This is a genomic window from Spirillospora sp. NPDC049024 (genome assembly GCF_040649235.1).
GTDB lineage: Bacteria > Actinomycetota > Actinomycetes > Streptosporangiales > Streptosporangiaceae > Spirillospora.
Window position 1 is genome coordinate 213,054 of sequence record NZ_JBEZFD010000003.1, and the last position, 18,324, is coordinate 231,377.

Genomic DNA, 18,324 nt, shown 5'->3' on the forward strand with positions numbered 1-18,324 from the left:
GTCGGGACGGGGTCTTGTGCGGGAGCTTTCGCGTGAGCCGGGGGCCGTTGCCGGAGCTGCTCGCCGCTGCGCGGCCGGTGGCGCATCGGTTCGTCGGGGCGGCGTTCTGCGGGGCGTTCGCGTTCGGGTCGGGGGTCGCGTTGATGGGGACCTCCGGGTATCTGATCTCGCGGGCGGCGCTGCGGCCGGAGGTCGTCGCGCTGGCCGTGGCGATCACCGCGGTGCGGGCGTTCAGCCTGTCGCGGGCCGCGTTCCGCTACGCCGAGCGCCTGGTGTCCCACGACGCGAGCTTCCGGCTGCTGCGCGAGCTGCGGGTGCGGTGGTTCCGGCGGCTGGAGCCGCTCGTCCCGGCCGGGCTGCCGGGGGCCAGGTCGGGCGACCTGCTCAGCGGGTTCGTCGCCGACGTCGAAGCCGTCCAGCACCTGTACCTGCGCGGGTTCGGTCCGCCGGCCGTCGCGCTGGTCGTGGGCGCGGGAACCGTCGCCGCCACCGCGTGGCTGCAGCCCGCCGCCGGGCTCTTGCTGGCGCTGGGGCTGCTGCCCGCCGCGCTCCTCCTGCCCGCCGCTGCCGCCGCGCTCACGCGTGCCGCCGCGTCCCGGCGGGCCGAGGGCCGCGCGGCGCGCAACGCGGAGACCGTGGAGCTGCTGCACGGCGCGCCCGATCTCGTCGCCTTCGACCGGGTGGACGACCAGCTCGGCCGGATCGGCGCCGCCGACGCCGCGCTGGCCCGGATCGCGCGCCGCGACGCCCGCACCGCCGGGTTCACCTCGGGGTCGGTCACCCTCCTCACCGCCGCCACGACCCTCGCCGTCCTGGTCGCGGGGCTGGACGCCGTCCACCGGGGTGCGCTGCCCGGCGTCCTGCTCGCCGCCCTCGCGCTGGCGGCCACGGCGGCGTTCGAGGCCGTCCGGCCGCTGCCGGAGGCGGCCCGCGACCTGCTCACCGCGCACGGCGCCGCCGCCCGCCTCGGCGCGCTGACCGCCCGCCCGGCACCCGCCGCCGACCCGCCGCGCCCGCTGCCCGCGCCGCGCGGCGACCTGCTCCGGGTGCGCGGCGTACGAGCCCGCTACGCCGCCGGCTCGCCCTGGGTCCTGGACGGCGTCGACCTCGACCTGCGTCCCGGCGACCGGGTCGCGCTGCTCGGCCCGAGCGGGGCGGGCAAGAGCACCCTGGCGCACCTGCTGGTCCGGTTCCGCGACCCCGACGAGGGCCGCGTCACCCTCGACGGCCACGATCTGCGCGACTACGCGCAGGACGACGTCCGGCGCGCGATCTGCCTGGTCGACCAGCACGCCCACCTGTTCGCCACCACGATCCGCGCCAACGTGGCCCTCGCCAAGCCGGACGCCGACGAGTCCGAGATCGTCGAAGCGCTGCGCCGCGCCCGCGTCCGGGACTGGATCGCCGGCCTCCCCGGCGGACTCGACACCCACGTGGGCGAGCACGGCGTCCGGGTCTCCGGGGGCCAGCGGCAGCGGATCGCGCTGGCCCGCGCCTTCCTGTCCGGCGCGCGGCTGCTGGTCCTGGACGAGCCGGCCGCCCATCTCGATCCCGCCACGGCCCGCGACCTCCTCACCGACGTGCTCGGCGACCCGTCGGGGCCGGGCATTCTGCTCATCACCCACACACCGCCGCCGCCCGGAGCCGTCGACCGGGTCCTGCACCTGCGCTCGGGGCGCCTCCACGAGCCCGGCGCCTGATCGTCAGGGAGCGGCGTCCGGGTCGCGGTCCCGGGCTGCGCGGAGCACGTCGTCCAGGTCGCGGAGGCGTTCGAGCTGCTTGACGGCGCGGGCGGTGCGGTAGTTGTGCGCCAGCCGTTCGCGGTGGCGGTGGACGAACTCCCAGTAGCCGGCGGTGAAGGGGCAGGCCCGCTCGCCGGTGCGTTCGGTGGGCCGGTAGGCGCAGGGGCCGCACAGGTCGCTCATGGTGTTGATGTAGGCGCCCCCGGACGCGTACGGCTTGGTGGTGATGCGGCCGCCGTCGGCGTACTGCGACATGCCGATGACGTTGGTGAGCATCACCCAGTCGTAGCCGTCCACGAAGCAGCGGTGGAACCAGTCGGTCACCGCCGCCGGGTCCCAGCCGCGCTGGAGGGCGAAGTTGCCCAGGATCATCAGCCGGGGGATGTGGTGCACCCAGCCCCGGTCGCGGACCTGCGCCAGGGTGGTCGACAGGCAGCGCGCCCGGACGGCCCCGGCGTCCAGGGAGGCGAACCAGTCCGGCAGCGGCGCGCGGTGCCCGAGGGCGTTGGACTCCCGGTAACGAGGCCCGAAGTGCCAGTAGAGGTTCCACATGTACTCGCGCCACCCGGCGACCTGCCGGATGTAGCCCTCGACGGAGTTCAGCGGCGCCTTCCCCGAGCGGTAGGCGGCCTCGGCGGCCTCGACGCACTCGGCCGGGTCGAGCAGCCCCAGGTTGAGCGAGGCGGACAGCAGGCTGTGGCTCATGGCCCAGTCCTCCGCCAGGACCGCGTCCTCCCAGCGGCCGAAGGCGGGCAGGCGCTTGTCCACGAAGGCGCGCAGGGCACGCTTGGCCTCGGTGCGGTCGGCGGGGAACAGCCGCGGCCCGTCCCGTCCGACGAACGCGACCTCGCCGCTCCGCTCCCAGCGGTCCAGATCGGCCCTGACCTGCTCGTCGATCTCGTCTTCGCGCGGCCGGTAGGGGGCCGGGACCGGCAGTTTCGCCTCGCCCTTGGGCGGGGGCTCGCGATTGTCCTTGTCCAGGTTCCATTGCCCGCCCGCGGGCTGGTCACCGTCCATCAGCAGGTCGTGGTCCTGGCGCACGTGCCGGTAGAAGCTCTCCATTCGCAATTGCCCGCCGCCGGAGGACTCCGCCCACCGGGCGAACTCCTCCGGCTGGACTAGGAACCCGCGCGGCGGCAGCACCTCCACCTGCCGGAGGCCCTGCACGAACCGGAGGGCGGCGTGGGACGTCGGGTGGTGGACGGTCACCGGGGCGCCGCCCACGGCTCGGGCCAAGCCGTCGCGGTAGGTCTCGGCCTGGACGTAGCGGACCCGGTCGCCGAGTTCGGCCGCGCGGTGCCGCATCGCGGACAGCACCAGATGCGCCTTGGCGCGGTGGAAGCGGCGCCGCCGGAAGACCGCCCGCGACTCGATCATCACGATCTCGGCGTCCGGGCGCAGGAAGCGCGGGCCCAGCTGGTCCCCGAACAGCCAGTGGAATCCGGTATCTGAGTGAGCCACGCGGATCCTCCCCCTGGACGCCTGGACTCCCGTTCAGTGTGGCGCACGGCCCGCCGCGGGCGAAGGCGGCGCGCGACCGCACGCGCCCCTTACGAGCAGGGCCGACTCACGAAGGTCCGGCGACCCGCGGACCTTCGTCCCTAATCGGACGAATGGCCCGCTGTACAGGCTGTTTCACATGAAGGCGGACGAGAGAATCGCGACCGAGACCCTGCGTCGGCTCTGCTCCGGAGGGCCGGTGACATCGGTCTACTTCAACCTGACCACGCCTCCGGGAGAGGAGGACGCCGCGCTGCGCCGGGAGCTGACGGCCAAGCGGCTGCGGGCGCAGGGCGCGGACGAGGCCGTCGTCGACGCGCTGGACCGGCTGATCGCCCGGGCGGAACCGGGATCCGGCGCGGTCGCCGTGTTCGCGGTCGACGGCGAGCCGGAGCCCACGGTGGTCGAGATGCCGGGCGCCCGGCCGCGCGACCTCGCCGTCCACGCGCCGCTGCCGTGCCTGGTGCCACTGCTGGCGTGGCTCCAGGAGCGCCCGCCGTACGTGCTGACCCTCGTCGACCGCAAGGGCGCCGACATCGAGACGTACCGGGGCGGGACGGCGACCGCGACCACGAGGACGATCGACGGCCCGGACGACGAGATCGTGCGCAACGCCCCCGGCGGCTGGTCCCAGATGCGCCACCAGCACCGCGCCGAGGACTCCTGGGAGCACAACGCGACCATGGTGGCCCACGCGCTCGCGGACGATCTGGCCGATTCCGGTGCGCGCGTGCTGCTCCTCGGCGGCGACGTGCGCGCCATGCAGTACCTCACCAAGCACCTTCCCGAAGGCGTCCGCCAAGAAGTGACCGTGGGCCACGTCTCCGGCGGGCGGGGACAGGACGGCGCGTGGCAGCACCGCAAGCAGCAGGTCCGGGCGCAGGTGAGCGAATGGGCGGACGAGGAGACCCGCAAGCTGCTGAAGCGGCTGGACGAGGGGCGGGGCCCGTCCGGTCTGGCGGTCGAGGGCGCGGTCCAGACCCTGCGTGCGCTCGCCCGCGGGCAGGTCGGCACGCTGCTGGTGGCCGACGACCCCGCCGACCGGCGGACGGCCTGGTTCGGCCCCGCGCCGACGCAGGTGTCCGACCGGCGCACGTCCCTCGTCGCGTCCGGCGCGACTCCGGTGGTACGCGGCCCGCTGGCCGACGTCGCCGTCCGCGCCGCCCTGCTGACCGGGGCCGAGGTGCACGTCCTGGAGCCCGGGACGCCCGGCGGTCCCTCGCAGGGCCTCGGAGCCCTGTGCCGCTATGCCTGAAAGCCCGTCATGCCAGGAGATCCGCGGCGCGCTCGCGAGGCCGGGGACATCGCGCCGGTCCGGACGTGGGCGCGGCCCGCCGCCGCGCCCCGGAGGGGGATGTGAGGGAGCGGAGGCCATGCGCGTCAACGACGAGGTCGGCGCCCTGCTGGACGAGTACGCCGACCTGCTGGCGATCACCGGCGGCGAGGCGTTCAAGGTGCGGGTGTACCAGAAGGCGGCGCGCTCGGTGGCGGGCGACCCGGTGGACCTCGCGGGTCTGGACGCCGCCGGGCTGCGGGGCATCCCGAACGTGGGCAGGTCGATCGCGGCGAAGATCGACGAGTACCTGACCACCGGGAGCATCCACGAGCTGGAGGAGCTGCGGGCGCAGATCCCGGTGGGCGTGCGGCAGCTGACGCTCGTGCCCACGCTCGGCCCGAAGAAGGCGATGGTGCTGTACCACGAGCGCGGCATCGACTCCGTGGAGGCGCTGGCCGGCGCCCTCGACACCGGGCGGCTGCACGGCCTGCCCGGCTTCGGCGCCAAGACCGAGGAGAACCTGCGGCACGGGATCGAGATCCTGCACAAGGCGGGGCAGCGCGTGCCGCTCGGGACCGCGATGGAGCTCGCCGAGGCCATCGTGGCCGAGCTGTCGGCGGTCGCCGGATGCGAGCGCTGCGCGTTCGCCGGGTCCCTGCGGCGCATGAAGGACACGGTCGGCGACATCGACGTGCTGGCCACGTCCGACCGCCCGGACGCGCTGATGAAGTCCTTCGTCGGCCTGGCCCTGGCCGAGCAGGTCATCGCGGCCGGGGACACCAAGACCTCGATCCGCACGGGCACCGGCCTCCAGGTGGACCTGCGGGTGGTGCCGCCCGAGGACTGGGGCGCGGCCCTGCAGTACTTCACCGGGTCCCGGGCGCACAACATCCGCACCCGGGAGATCGCCGTCCACGCCGGGCTCAAGCTGTCGGAGTACGGGCTGTTCGACGTCGAGACAGGGGCCAAGCTCGTGTCGGCCGCGGAGGACGAGGTGTACGCCAGGCTCGGGCTGCCGTGGATACCGCCCCCGCTGCGCGAGGACGCCGGGGAGATCGAGGCGGCCATGCGCGGGGAGCTGCCCGTCCTGGTCGCCGAGGCCGACATCCGGGGCGACCTGCACACCCACACCGACCTGTCGGACGGCCTGGCGAGCCTGCCGGACATGGTCGCCGCCGCCGCGTCCCGCGGGTACTCCTACTACGCCGTCACCGACCACGCGCCCGGCCTGGCCATGCAGCGGATGACCGACGAGAAGATGCTGGCCCAGCGCGAGGAGGTCCGCGCGCTGGACGGCCGCCACGGCGGCATGCGGGTGCTGCACGGCACCGAGCTCAACATCGACCCCGACGGCGGCGTGGACTGGCCCGCCGACTTCCTGGCCGGGTTCGACGTGTGCCTCGCCTCGGTCCACTCCCACTTCGACCAGCCGAGCGAGCAGATGACGCGGCGGCTGGTGCGCGCCTGCGAGAACCCGTTCGTCGCCGTCCTCGCCCATCCCACCGCCCGGCAGATCGGCCGGCGCCCGCCGGTCGAGGCCGACTGGGACGAGGTGTTCGCCGCCTGCGCCCGCACCGGCACCGTCCTGGAGGTCGACGCGTCCCCGGAGCGGCTCGACCTGCCCGCCGAGCACATCCGCCGCGCCAGGCGCCACGGCGTCAGGTTCGCCGTCGACACCGACGCCCACGCCGTCCCCCACCTGGCCCATCTGCGCTACGGGATCGGCACCGCGCAGCGCGGCTGGCTCACCCCGGACGAGGTCGTCAACACCTGGCCCGCCGACCGGCTGATCGACTTCCTGCGGGCGAAGCGGTAGCCGCACCGACGCCCGGACCTGCGGAAACGCTCCACCACCTGGGGACCTTCGTCCCTGCCGCCCCGAGCTCGGACGGTCGCACGCTGGAAGCGTCCGTGTTCACCGAGACCGCTCTGGAGCCGTTGAGATGACGTTCACAGGGATACATGGGCTGGACAAGAGCATCGACACCACCAACCGGTGGATCGCCGATATGGCCGCCGCGTTCGGCACCGAGGACCGCAGGTTCGCCTACCGGGTGCTGCGCGCCTGGATGCATACGCTGCGCGACCGGCTGACCGTCGACGCCGCCGCGCACCTCGCCGCCCAGCTGCCGGAACTGCTGCGCGGGGTGTTCTACGACGGGTGGAGCCCCCGGCACGTGCCGCGCAAGTACGACCTGCGCGAGGTCACCGTCCACTACGCCGAGGAGGCGCGCATCGGGCGCGACGACGTGCCGAAGACGATCGCGGTGGTCACGGAGGTCGTGTCCTCCGAGATCGCCCCGGGGGCCGTGGACCAGGCGGTGTGGCAGCTGCCCGAGGAGCTGCGCAAGCTGTTCCTGCCGGGCGGCGAGGCCGCGGGACGCGGCCGGCCCGCGGAACGACCCGCGGAACGGGCGGCGAGGAGCCCCGAGAGCGCCCCCAGAGCCGTCATGTGAGGCGCCGCCGGGCCGGGACGTCCACCGAGACCGTGGCGCCCCGGCCCGTGCCAGGGGCGCCGGATCAGCGCATGTAGGCGAGGAACCAGTCCCTGGCGTGGGCCGTGACGGCCTCCAGGGCGCCCGGCTCCTCGAACAGGTGGGTGGCCCCCGGCACGACGGTCAGCTGGTTCTGGCAGCGCAGGCGCTCCTGCGCGCGCCGGTTGAGGCCGAGCACCTGCCGGTCCTCGCCGCCGACGAGCAGCAGCGTGGGGGCCCGGACGTCGCCGAGGCGGCGGTCGGCCAGGTCCGGGCGCCCGCCGCGCGAGACGACGGCGGCGATGTCGGCGCCGGGCTCCGCGGCGGCCCACAGCGCCGCCGCCGCACCCGTGCTCGCCCCGAAGTAGCCGACGCGGACGCCGGCGGTCTCCGGCCGCCCCCGCAGCCAGGCGGTGGCGGCGACGAGCCGGTCGGCCAGCAGGCCGATGTCGAAGACGTTGCCGCGGTCGAGCTCCTCCCGGGTGGTCAGCAGGTCGAACAGCAGCGTGCCGAGCCCGGCCCGGTTGAGCCCGGCGGCGACCTGCCGGTTCCGCGGGCTGTGCCGGCTGCTGCCGCTGCCGTGCGCGAACGCCACGACGCCGGTGGCCTGGGCGGGGACGGTGAGGTGCCCGGTGAGCTCGACGAAGCCGCCGTCGATCCACACCTCCTCGTCCAGGGCCGGGGGGCCGGGCGGATCCGTGCGGAGGCCGGCGCCGGGCGGATCGGGTGGATCGTCCCCGGGCCGGCCGGCGGGACCGGCGCGGCCGGGTCCGGCGGGACCGCGCCGGGCATGGCTCGACGCCATCGCGGCGCGCTCCAGCAGCTCGACCACCTCGGCGTCCGACGTCTGGCCGAACTCCTGGTACCACTGGCCGACGGCGAAGAACAGCTCCGGCTCCTGCAGGCACACCACCTCGTCGGCGACCCGGCGCAGGTCCGCCATCGTGTCGGGAGAGCCGACCGGCACCGCAAGGACCACGCGGCGCGCGCCGTGGGCGCGGGCGACCTGGCAGGCGGCCCGAGCGGTCGCGCCAGTGGCCACGCCGTCGTCGACGACGACGGCCGTGCGGTCGCGGAGCTCGACCCGGGGCATGCCGCGGCGGAACCGCTCGACCCGGGCCTCCAGCTCGGCCTGCTCGCGCCGCTGCGCCGCGGCGAGGTCGGACTCGCCGAGCCCCGTGTGGCGGACGATCTCCTCGTTGACGATCAGCACGCCGTCCTCGCCGATGGCGCCCATGGCCAGCTCCGGCTGGAAGGGGACGCCCAGCTTGCGGACGACGATCACGTCCAGCGGCGCCCGCAGCTCCCGGGCGACCTCGAACGCGACGGGCACCCCGCCGCGCGGCAGCCCCAGCACGACGACGTCCTCGTCCCGCAGGCCGCCCAGCCGCCCGGCCAGGCGCCGTCCTGCATCGGCCCGATCGGCGAACTCCATCACCGTCACCTCCCCGGTCCGGACGCGGGCACCACCGCCACCGGGCAGCGGGCCTCCTGGAGCGCGACCTGTGGCACCGGCCCCAGGAGCATCTGCGGCAGCGAGCCGATCCCGCGGACGCCCACCGCCAGCATCGCCGCGCCGTGGGAGGCGCTGACCAGGGCCCGCCGCGGCGCGTCGAGGACGAACTTGGTCTCGACCAGCACCTCGGGCCGCTCGGTCCGCCAGGGCGCGACGGCCTGCTCGAACCGCGCGATCGCCTCGTGCCTGATCGCCTGCGGGTCGATGAAGGGGACCCGGTCCGGCCCGGGAAGCGCGGCCGGGTCCCACCAGCTGCACAGCGCCGTCACCGGGCCGTGGTGCAGCGCCGCCTCCTCGACGGCGAAGCCGAGCGCCGCGTCGCCGGCCGGCGAGCCGTCCACGCCGACCACGATCCGGCCGCCGTCCAGCCGCTCGGCCGAACGGACGACGACGACCGGGCAGGCGGCCTGCGCGGCCACCTGGACCGCGGTGGACCCCACCGGGAGGCCGTCGAACCCGCCCTGCCCCCGCGCACCGAGCACGACCATGACGGCGCCCTCGGACGCCTTCAGGAGCGAGCCCGCGGCCGACCCCCGCTCAAGGCACCAGCGGACCTCCAGGTCCTCGGCGAGGGCACGCGCCTTGCGCACGCCCTCGTCGGCCACGATCGCGCCCTCGCTGCGGAGGATCTCCAGGGTCTCCTTGTCCGGCGGGCGCGCTGGATAGGGCCAGTGCCACACGTGGCAGACGGTGAGGGCGAGGCCGCGCAGCCGGGCCTCGTCCACCGCCCATCGGAGCGCCTGCTCGGCGGCGGGTGACCCGTCGTATCCGACCAGGACGGACCGCATCTTCCCGTGATCGTCCATCGGCCGCCTCCCCTCCTCTACCGCGAGGGTGTTTCCATCCTCACCGAACGGAAACTGCCCAGGTAGAAGCCGTTTCGGAGGTCGCCATGGCGGCGCGCTGGGAGTTCTGGATCGATCGCGGCGGCACGTTCACCGACGTGGTCGCCCGGCGGCCGGACGGCGCGCTCGTCACCCACAAGCTCCTGTCCGAGGACAGGGACCGCTACCGGGACGCGGCCGTCGCCGGGATCAGGCACCTGCTCGGGGTCGCGCCCGGCGAGCGCATCCCGGCCGAGGACATCGCGGGCGTGCGGCTCGGTACGACGGTGGCCACGAACGCCCTGCTCGAACGCACGGGCGAGCCGACCGTCCTGGTCATCACCGAGGGCTTCCGCGACGCGCTGCGGATCGCCTACCAGAACCGCCCGCGCATCTTCGCCCGCGAGATCGTGCTGCCGGAGCTGCTCTACGCGCGGGTGATCGAGGCGAGGGAGCGCGTCGACGCGCAGGGGCGGGTCGTCGTCCCACTCGACGAGGACGCGGTCGAGCGCGAGCTGCGCGCGGCGTACGACGACGGGTTCCGCTCGGTCGCGATCGTGACCATGCACGCCTACCGGCATCCCGTCCACGAGGCCGCCATCGGGCGGATCGCGCGCCGCACCGGCTTCCCCCAGGTCTCGGAGTCGCACGCGACGAGCCCGCTGATGAAACTGGTCTCGCGCGGCGACACCACCGTCGTCGACGCCTACCTCTCGCCGATCCTGCGCCGGTACGTGGACCAGGTGTCCGGCGAGCTGGACGGCGCGCCGATCATGTTCATGCAGTCCAGCGGCGGCCTCACCGAGGCGCACGGGTTCCGCGGCAAGGACTCGATCCTGTCCGGCCCGGCGGGCGGCATCGTGGGCATGGCGCGCACGTCCGCCGCCGCGGGCTTCCGGCGCGTCATCGGCTTCGACATGGGCGGGACGTCCACCGACGTCTCGCACTACGCGGGCGAGTTCGAGCGCCAGTACGAGACGCAGGTGGCGGGGGTGCGGATGCGGGCGCCGATGCTGAGCATCCACACGGTCGCGGCCGGCGGCGGATCGGTGCTGCGCTTCGACGGCGGCCGGTACCGGGTGGGCCCCGACTCCGCCGGCGCCGACCCCGGCCCGGCCTGCTACCGGCGCGGCGGCCCGCTCACCGTCACCGACGCCAACGTGATGCTGGGACGGATCCGGCCCGACCACTTCCCGCACGTCTTCGGCCCGGGCGGCGACCAGCCGCTGGACGCCGCGGTCGTCCGGGACCGCTTCGCCGCCCTGGCGGACGGGATCGGCGACGGCCGCCCGCCCGAGGAGGTCGCGGCCGGGTTCCTGCGCATCGCGGTGGCGAACATGGCCAACGCGATCAAGAAGATCTCCGTCCAGCGCGGCTACGACGTGACCGGCTACGTGCTCGCCACCTTCGGCGGCGCGGGCGGGCAGCACGCGTGCGCGGTCGCCGACGCGCTCGGCATGCGGCAGGTGCTGGTCCATCCGCTCGCGGGGGTGCTGTCGGCGTACGGGATGGGGCTGGCCGACGTCACGGCCATGCGGGAGTGCGCGGTGGAGGCCCCGCTGGCCGAGGACCTGCTGCCCGAGCTGGACGCGGTCCTGGACAGGCTGGAGCGCGACGCGCGCGACGAGCTGCGGGACGAGGGGACGGACGCGAAGCACGTCGTGCACCGCGCCCACCTGCGTTACGCGGGCACCGACACCGCCCTGCTGGTCGAGGCGGGCGACGTGGAGGCGATGGTCGCCGAGTTCGAGGAGATCTACCAGCGGCGCTTCTCCTTCCTCATGCGGGACAAGCAGATCGTCGTGGAGGCCGTGTCCGTGGAGGCGGTGTCGTCCGGGGCGGCGTCGGCGGAGTCGGTCCCGGCAGAAGCGGTGTCCGCAGGCGCCGCGGCAGGCGCGCTGGACGACGGGGGTCGCGAAGGTCCGGCCGCGGTGGCGCGCGTCCCGATGCACGTCGACGGCGACTGGCGCGACGTCGAGCTGTACCGGCGGGACCTGCTGCGGCCCGGCGACACCGTGCCGGGCCCGGCGGTCATCGCGGAGGCCAACGCCACGACCGTCGTCGACCCGGGCTGGCGGGCGACGGTGAACGACCTCGGCCACCTGCTCCTCGACCGGGTGGCGGCCCGGCCCGGCGGGCACGCCGTCGGCACCGAGGCCGACCCCGTCATGCTGGAGATCTTCAACAACCTGTTCATGTCGATCGCCGAGCAGATGGGCGTCCGGCTCCAGAGCACGGCGCACTCGGTCAACATCAAGGAGCGGCTCGACTTCTCCTGCGCGATCTTCGATGCGGGCGGCGACCTCATCGCGAACGCGCCGCACATCCCCGTCCACCTCGGCTCGATGGGGGCGTCCATCAAGGAGCTCATCAGGCGGCGGCGGACCACCGGGGGCATGCGGCCGGGCGAGGTGTACGCGCTCAACGACCCCTACCACGGGGGCACCCACCTGCCCGACGTCACCGTGGTCACCCCGGTCTTCCTCGGGGACGTCGAGTCCGGGGCGACCGGGGACGGTGCCGCCGACATCTCGTTCTTCGTCGCGTCCCGGGGCCACCACGCCGAGATCGGCGGCATCACGCCGGGGTCCATGCCGGCGTTCAGCCGGCGCGTGGAGGAGGAGGGCGTCCTGATCGACAACTGGCTTCTGGTCGAGGGCGGCAGGCTCCGGGAGGCCGAGACGGTCGAGCTGCTGGGCTCGGCGCTCCACCCGTCCCGCAACCCGCTCGACAACCTCGCCGACCTGCGCGCCCAGATCGCCGCCAACGAGAAGGGCGTCGGCGAGCTGCGCGACATGGTGCGCCACTTCGGGCTGGACGTCGTGCACGCCTACATGCGCCACGTCCAGGACAACGCGGAGGAGGCCGTCCGCCAGGTGATCACGGCGCTGCGCGACGGCTCCTACGCCTACGAGCTCGACAACGGCGCCGTCATCAGGGTCGCGGTCCGGGTGGACCGCCGCGCCCGGACGGCGGAGATCGACTTCACCGGCACCTCGCCCCAGTCGGCCGGCAACTTCAACGCGCCGTCGTCGGTGGCGATGGCCGCGGTGCTGTACGTGTTCCGCACGCTGGTCGACGAGGACATCCCGCTGAACGCCGGCTGCCTCACCCCGCTGCACGTGACGATCCCGCCGGGCTCGATGCTCGCGCCGGAGTACCCGGCGGCCGTGGCCGCGGGCAACGTCGAGACGTCCCAGGCCGTGACCGGAGCCCTGTACGCCGCGCTGGGCGTGATGGCGGAGGGCTCCGGGACGATGAACAACGTCACCTTCGGCAACGAGCGCCACCAGTACTACGAGACCGTGGCCAGCGGCTCCGGCGCCGGGGACGGCTTCGACGGCGCCGACGTCGTCCAGACCCACATGACCAACTCGCGGCTCACCGACCCCGAGGTGCTGGAGTGGCGCTACCCCGTCCTGCTGGAGAGCTTCGAGATCCGGCGCGGGAGCGGCGGGCCCGGCCGCCGGCACGGCGGCGACGGCGGCCGGCGCCGCATCCGCTTCCTCGAACCGATGACGGTGACCACGCTGTCGGGCCACCGGCGCGTCCCGCCGTACGGGATGGCCGGGGGCGGGCCCGGCACGGCGGGACGGCAGTGGGTGGAGCGCGCCGACGGCTCCGTGACGCCGATGGAGGGCTGCGACTCGCTGCCCGTCGGCACCGGAGACGTCTTCGTCATCGAGACGCCCGGCGGCGGCGGCTACGGCGCGGTGTGAGCCCCCTTCCCGGTGGTGTCCGGGCAGTACTCGGCGGTCACCGCCTGCTCGGTGAGCCGGACCTGGTTGACGGCATCGGTGGTGAAGACGAACGACATGGAGTGCCGCCCGCCTCGGGTGCTGCCCGTCCAGGTCTCCCAGCCGTCCAGGGTGCCGCCGTTGCCGTACACCTTCACGCCGCAGGGCGTGGTGGCGATGACCGCCCCGAGTCCGTAGCGGAACATGTCGCTGCCGGGGTAGGGCTGCGATCCGGGGACGGGGCGGAGCATCGCCCGCAGGAGGCGTGCGGGCAGCAGCCGTCCGGCGAGCAGGGCGGCGTCGAAGCGGTCGAGGTCGCCGACCGTGGAGATCAGGTCGCCTGAGGCGCGAGCGAAGGTGGTGTTGACCTCGGTGGTGTCCCTCAACTCCGCGGGGTCGTCCGCCACCGGCGTGTATCCGTGCAGGTGCGGGCCGCGGATACGCGGGTCCGTGCCGGGGAAGTAGGTGCTGCGCAGGTGCAGCGGCCGGATGATCCGCTTGTTGATCTCGTGGACGTACGTCCGGCCGGTGACGGCCTGGATCACCATGCCGAGCAGCACGTAGTCGGTGTCGGAGTAGCGCCACGAGGTGCCGGGCGGGAAGTCGGGCGGGAGCTCCAGCCCCGCCTCCGCCAGTTCCCGCAGGGTGAAGTCGTGCTGCGGGTCGGTGACGGCGATCTCCTCGATCCGAGGGTTGTCGGTGTAGTCGGCGACGCCGCTGGTGTGGTCGAGCAGCATCCGCATCGTGATCTTGTCGGGCTCGTACCCGTTGCCCTCGACGACGCCGGGGATCACCTTGGCGACGGTGTCGTCCAGGCGCAGCCGCCCTTCGGCCACGAGCTGCAGGACCACCGTCGCCACGAAGAGCTTGGTGATGCTGCCGACCCGGTACTTCATGTACGCCCGCGGCGGACGCCCGGTCGTGACGTCGGCGACCCCGCTGGAGAGGTTCAGGGTCCGGTGCGGCGTGCGCGACTGCGCGAGCGCGCCCGGGGCGCCCTCCCGCACTGCCTCGTCCAAGACGGCCTGCAGCGCCTTCCCTGATCCGCCGCCGCCGTTCTCGTGCGGTCGCTGGACGGCCGCCGCCGCGCTACCGGCGGTGTTCACCGCGACGGCAAGGGCCAAGGCGGCGGAGGCGATGCCCCCGGCGCGCGTGCATGTCCTCAGAGTCATCATGTTGCCACTCCCTCAGATCAGGTAAATGCCAAGGTCGGTGCCGGAGACGTCCTCGTCATCGGGACGCCCGGCCGGCTACGGCGCGGTGCGAGCGGGGCTGCGGCGCGGTGCGAGGCGCGGACCCGGTGCGGTGTGAGCGGCCCCCGAGTCGGCGCCCTTGTGAGCTCCCGAGCCGCCCTTGGAGCCGGTGCGCGGCATGTGGGAGCAGTATTCGGCCGTCACCGCCTGCTCGGTGAGCTCGATCTGGTTGACCGCGGTGGTGGTGAAGACGAACGACATCATGTGCCGTCCGTCGCGCGTGCCGCCCATCCAGCTCTCCCAGCCGTCCAGCGTCCCGCCGTTGCCGTACACCCTGACGCCGCAGGGCGGCGTGGCGATGATCGCCCCGAGTCCGTAGCGGAACATGGCGCTGCCGGGGAAGGGGTGGGAGCCCGGCGTCGGACGGAGCATCTCGTCCAGCAGCCGCGCGGGCAGGAACCGCCCCCTCAGCAGGGCGGAGTCGAAGCGGTTGAGGTCGCCGACCGTGGAGATCAGGTCGCCCGTGGCCCGCGCGAACGTGGTGTTGATGTTGGTGTTGTCCTCCAGCCGCGACGGGTCGTCCTCCGCGGGCACGTACGCGTGCAGGTGCGGCGGGCGGATCCGCGGGTCCGTGCCGGGGAAGTACGTGCTGCGCAGGTGGAGCGGCCGGATGATCCGCTCCGTGATCTCGCGGACGTACGTCCGGCCGGTGACGGCCTGGATCACCATGCCGAGCAGCACGTAGTTGGTGTTGGAGTAGCGCCATGAGGTCCCCGGCGGGAAGTCGGGCGGGTACTCCAGGCCGGCGTCGGCCAGTTCCCGCAGCGTGAAGTCGTGCCGCGGGTCGGCCAGGGCGATCTCCGTGATGCGCGGGTTGCCCGTGTAGTCGGCGACCCCGCTGGAAAGGTTCAGGATCCGGTGCGGCGTGCGCGACTGCGCGAGCGCGCCGGGAGCGCCCTCCCGCACGGCCTCGTCCAGGACGGCTTGCAGCGCCTTCCCGGATCCGCCGCCACCGTTCTCGTGCGGTCGCTGGACGGCCGCCGTCGCTCCCCCGGTCATGTTCAGCCCGACGGTGAGGGCCAGGGCGGCGAGGGCGATGCCTCGAGTACGCGTGTATGTCCTTGCGATCAGCATGTTGTCACTGTAAGTAGCTACATGCGTACTGTCCGCCCGAGAGATCGGATTTTGAACCGATCGAAGGACAGCGGATACCCGGTGGCCGCCGCCCGGTCCCCTCGCGCGGCTCCCCGGGCGCGGGTCGCGCCCGGCGCCTTTCAAAAATGGACGGATTAGCACCATTCGGCCGCCTCGATGCAAGGTTTACCTTTTCTGGGTGATGACCAGGGATCGCAAAGGGGAGATCACCTCAGGTCGCACGGCCGCGGGAACGTCGGCGTTTCACGTCCGCAAATCCCACGTCACGGACGCACGGCCACGAGCGACGGCGAAGCGGGCAATTCACCCTGAACGCTTCGCTCCTCACCATTCACCTATTGCGAGGTCGGCAGATATGTCGTTGCTCCGTGCCGGTAGATTTCCGGCATTCGTCGCCGCGTTGGCGCTCGGCGTGGGGACCTTCACCCCAGTGCCCGCGCGCGCCCAGCAATCCGTCCCCAGCCGCGAGGAGGCGGTGGTACGCGCGCTCGACCGCGGCGCGCATCCCCTGCTGACCACCGAGCCCGACCACGAGACGCGCGACCTGCGCGCGCTGGGCCGGATGATCGGCGAGACCCCCGTGGTGGGGCTGGGCGAGGCCACCCACGGCACGCACCAGTTCTTCGCCTTCAAGCACCGCGTCTTCGAATACCTGGTCAAGGAGAAGGGGTTCACGACGTTCATGCTGGAGTTGAACTGGGGCACCGGGCTCCGGCTCAACGAGTACGTCCTGCGGGGTAAGGGCGACCCGGCCGCGATCATGCGGCAGGAGTTCCAGCAGAACTACCGCCTGTTCGCCAACGAGGACTACCTGCGGCTGATCAAGTGGATCCGGCACTACAACGTGACGCATCCGAAGCAGCGGCCCCTGCAGTTCATGGGCGACGACGTCTACTTCACGAACATCGTGATCTTCAAGGAGATCTTCCGGTACGTGCGCGAGCGCGGCCGCGCGGACCTCATTCCCAAGCTCAAGGCCCTCTACGACGGGCTGATCCCCACCACCGACCTCAACACCTGGGAGCGGTGGTACGACGCCAAGCCCATGGCGGAGCGCCAGCAGGTGCAGCGGCAGGCGTGGAAGGCCCTGCAGATCGTCAGGAGCCTGCGCCAGGGCGCTCCCCGCAGGGCGGCGGAATGGGCCGAGCAGCAGGCGAACGTGGCGTTCTGGATCGCCAAGGCCCACGCCGCCGAGGACTTCTCGGGGCCCCGCGACGAGGCCATGGCGCTGAACACCGTGTGGTGGTACCGCTACATGAAGAGCAAGGTCCTGCTCTCCGCCCACAACGCCCATGTCGGGTACCTGGGTGAGGAGCCGGGGCACACGTTCAAGCGGCAGGGGACCTGGCTGCGCGAGATCCTCGGCCCGGGCTACGTGGCCATCGGCGCCAGCTTCTACAAGGGGACGTTCACGGCGCTCGACGAGGACACCGGGTACATCCGGAGGTTCACCGTGGGCCCGCCTCCGCCGATCAACGCCGAGCAGGTGCTCAACCGGGTGCGCTACCCCAAGTACTACGTGGACATGCGCACGGTGGACGAGCCCGCCCGCTCGTGGCTGCGGGAGGAGCACCAGGTCCGCTACATCACGGCGGTGTACTCGCCCACGGCCGTGGAGGAGAACAACATCATGCAGCCGCTGGGACTCACCTACAGCATCCTGTACGAGCTGCGCGACACGACGCCGTCCAACCTGATCCCGGGGATTCCGCTGGGGCCGGGCCACTAGCACCGGTGAGCGGGCCGGGTCCTGACGGGCCCGGCCCGTTCGGCGTCCGCGCGGAGCGCGTCACTCGCGCACCATCAGGCTTTCCAGGGACTGCCCCCTGTGCAGGCGGCCGATGGCGTCGGCGATCAGCGGCCCCACGGACCGCACCCGCAGCGACGCCCGCGCCCCGCCCACCGGGAGGGTGTCGGTCGCCAGCAGGCAGCGGATCGGAAGCCCGTCGAGCCGGTCCCAGGCGGCGGCCACCAGCGGACCGTGGGCCGCGGCCACGGTGATGTCGGGGGCGGCGCCGCGGGCCAGCAGGACGCGCACGGCCGCCTCGATCGTCCCGCCGGTGCTGATCATGTCGTCCACGATGACCGCGGGCCGGCCCGCCACGTCGCCGACGAGCTCCTCGGCGTGCACCCGCTCGCCGGACAGCCGCGTCTTGCGCACCACGGCGACCGGCCGCCGCAGCAGCCGCGCGTAGTGCTCGGCGGGCTTGACCGCGCCGAGGTCGGGCGCCACCAGCACGGCCGCTTCCGGTGCCAGCTCCGCCAGCGCGTCGGCCAGGATCGGCACGGCCGTCAGCATCTCCACCGGGATCGGGGACACCGCCTCCAGGGCGACGGTGTGCGGCTCCACCACGACCAGCCGGTCCGCTCCCGCCGAGGCCAGCGCGCCGGCCGCCACCTTGGCGCCCACCGCCTGCCCGGCCCGGCCGCGGCGGTCCTGGCGGGCGTACCCGAAGTACGGGACGACCGCGGTGACGGTCCTGGCGCCGCCCCGGCGGCACGCATCCAGGAGCAGCAGCAGCTCGACCAGGTGGTCGTCGACCGCGGGCCCGGTGGGCTGCACCACGTAGACGTCTCCGCCCTGCACGCCGTCCACGACCGGCCGCAGTTCGCCGTCGGGGAACCTCTCCACCTCGCACGGCACCGGGCGGATGCCCAGCATGGCCGCGACGGCGGCGGTGAGCCCCGGATGGGCGGTCCCGGAGACGATCCGGATCGACGTCGTGGTCGGGCTGGACATCGCCCCTCCTGTCGTCGGCCGCTTCCCCGGACTCCTTCCCCGCCCTCCGCCATGTAGCCGGAAGCTCCGCATATCCGGTGGGATATGGCTGACCTGCGGGAATATGGACCTTTGGCCCTGGTAACGCTCAGCCGCGCGACCCCACGATGGACTCTCAGGCGCGACGT

12 protein-coding genes are annotated in these 18,324 nt (G+C 73.5%); 6 read left to right on the forward strand and 6 right to left on the reverse strand.

Features of this window, described 5'->3' with window-relative positions:
• Window positions 1-32: 32 nt before the first annotated feature.
• Complete coding sequence (gene cydC / locus AB0C21_RS06580; protein ID WP_500203039.1) at window positions 33-1,700, forward strand: thiol reductant ABC exporter subunit CydC; 1,668 nt, start codon at window positions 33-35, stop codon at window positions 1,698-1,700.
• 3 nt (window positions 1,701-1,703) lie between these two features.
• On the opposite strand, the gene AB0C21_RS06585 is transcribed toward cydC, so the two are convergent.
• Window positions 1,704-3,203: a cryptochrome/photolyase family protein gene (locus tag AB0C21_RS06585; RefSeq protein ID WP_500203040.1), complete on the reverse strand. Its 1,500-nt coding sequence runs from the start codon at window positions 3,201-3,203 to the stop codon at window positions 1,704-1,706.
• 238 nt (window positions 3,204-3,441) lie between these two features.
• On the opposite strand from AB0C21_RS06585, the gene AB0C21_RS06590 reads away from it, so the two are divergent.
• The 3 genes from AB0C21_RS06590 (at window position 3,442) to AB0C21_RS06600 (ending at window position 6,974) form a co-directional block, all read left to right on the forward strand.
• On the forward strand, window positions 3,442-4,497 hold the full coding sequence (locus AB0C21_RS06590) for a baeRF2 domain-containing protein (protein ID WP_500203041.1): 1,056 nt from the start codon (window positions 3,442-3,444) through the stop codon (window positions 4,495-4,497).
• Between the two features lie 118 nt (window positions 4,498-4,615).
• A complete protein-coding gene (gene polX, locus AB0C21_RS06595; protein WP_500203042.1) occupies window positions 4,616-6,334 on the forward strand; it encodes a DNA polymerase/3'-5' exonuclease PolX in 1,719 nt (572 codons plus the stop codon).
• A 127-nt stretch (window positions 6,335-6,461) separates the two neighbouring features.
• Window positions 6,462-6,974 (forward strand): DUF2267 domain-containing protein, encoded by a 513-nt coding sequence (locus AB0C21_RS06600; RefSeq protein ID WP_500203043.1) that lies wholly within the window; start codon window positions 6,462-6,464, stop codon window positions 6,972-6,974.
• Window positions 6,975-7,038: 64 nt separating this feature from the next.
• Here the strand turns inward: AB0C21_RS06600 and AB0C21_RS06605 are convergent, their stop codons facing one another.
• Together AB0C21_RS06605 and AB0C21_RS06610 are read right to left on the reverse strand one after the other, a co-directional pair.
• Entirely contained in the window at window positions 7,039-8,427 is a 1,389-nt protein-coding gene (locus tag AB0C21_RS06605) for a phosphoribosyltransferase family protein (protein ID WP_500203044.1), read from the reverse strand.
• A gap of 5 nt (window positions 8,428-8,432) precedes the next feature.
• Window positions 8,433-9,314 (reverse strand): universal stress protein, encoded by an 882-nt coding sequence (locus AB0C21_RS06610; protein ID WP_500203045.1) that lies wholly within the window; start codon window positions 9,312-9,314, stop codon window positions 8,433-8,435.
• Window positions 9,315-9,400: 86 nt separating this feature from the next.
• Here AB0C21_RS06610 and AB0C21_RS06615 point away from each other — a divergent pair, with 86 nt between their 5' ends.
• Complete coding sequence (locus AB0C21_RS06615) at window positions 9,401-13,051, forward strand: hydantoinase B/oxoprolinase family protein (protein WP_500203046.1); 3,651 nt, start codon at window positions 9,401-9,403, stop codon at window positions 13,049-13,051.
• On the opposite strand, the gene AB0C21_RS06620 is transcribed toward AB0C21_RS06615, so the two are convergent.
• Window positions 13,036-14,244 carry a serine hydrolase domain-containing protein gene (locus tag AB0C21_RS06620; protein ID WP_500203047.1) on the reverse strand — a complete coding sequence of 403 codons (1,209 nt, stop codon included), beginning with the start codon at window positions 14,242-14,244 and terminating at the stop codon, window positions 13,036-13,038. The genes AB0C21_RS06615 and AB0C21_RS06620 overlap by 16 nt on opposite strands.
• A gap of 75 nt (window positions 14,245-14,319) precedes the next feature.
• Window positions 14,320-15,396: a serine hydrolase domain-containing protein gene (locus AB0C21_RS06625; protein WP_500203048.1), complete on the reverse strand. Its 1,077-nt coding sequence runs from the start codon at window positions 15,394-15,396 to the stop codon at window positions 14,320-14,322.
• Between the two features lie 451 nt (window positions 15,397-15,847).
• Here AB0C21_RS06625 and AB0C21_RS06630 point away from each other — a divergent pair, with 451 nt between their 5' ends.
• Complete coding sequence (locus tag AB0C21_RS06630) at window positions 15,848-17,146, forward strand: erythromycin esterase family protein (protein ID WP_500203049.1); 1,299 nt, start codon at window positions 15,848-15,850, stop codon at window positions 17,144-17,146.
• Between the two features lie 60 nt (window positions 17,147-17,206).
• Here the strand turns inward: AB0C21_RS06630 and AB0C21_RS06635 are convergent, their stop codons facing one another.
• Complete coding sequence (locus AB0C21_RS06635) at window positions 17,207-18,157, reverse strand: ribose-phosphate diphosphokinase (RefSeq protein WP_500203050.1); 951 nt, start codon at window positions 18,155-18,157, stop codon at window positions 17,207-17,209.
• Window positions 18,158-18,324 lie beyond the last annotated feature (167 nt).

What these genes read in the sequence shown, in the direction of transcription:
- AB0C21_RS06600 (WP_500203043.1), top strand. Translation starts at nt 6,462, where the DNA reads ATGACGTTCACAGGGATACATGGGCTGGACAAGAGCATCGACACCACC.
- AB0C21_RS06625 (WP_500203048.1), bottom strand. Translation starts at nt 15,396, where the DNA reads ATGCTGATCGCAAGGACATACACGCGTACTCGAGGCATCGCCCTCGCC.
- AB0C21_RS06605 (WP_500203044.1), bottom strand. Translation starts at nt 8,427, where the DNA reads ATGGAGTTCGCCGATCGGGCCGATGCAGGACGGCGCCTGGCCGGGCGG.
- AB0C21_RS06620 (WP_500203047.1), bottom strand. Translation starts at nt 14,244, where the DNA reads ATGATGACTCTGAGGACATGCACGCGCGCCGGGGGCATCGCCTCCGCC.
- AB0C21_RS06615 (WP_500203046.1), top strand. Translation starts at nt 9,401, where the DNA reads ATGGCGGCGCGCTGGGAGTTCTGGATCGATCGCGGCGGCACGTTCACC.
- AB0C21_RS06610 (WP_500203045.1), bottom strand. Translation starts at nt 9,314, where the DNA reads ATGGACGATCACGGGAAGATGCGGTCCGTCCTGGTCGGATACGACGGG.
- polX (WP_500203042.1), top strand. Translation starts at nt 4,616, where the DNA reads ATGCGCGTCAACGACGAGGTCGGCGCCCTGCTGGACGAGTACGCCGAC.
- AB0C21_RS06635 (WP_500203050.1), bottom strand. Translation starts at nt 18,157, where the DNA reads ATGTCCAGCCCGACCACGACGTCGATCCGGATCGTCTCCGGGACCGCC.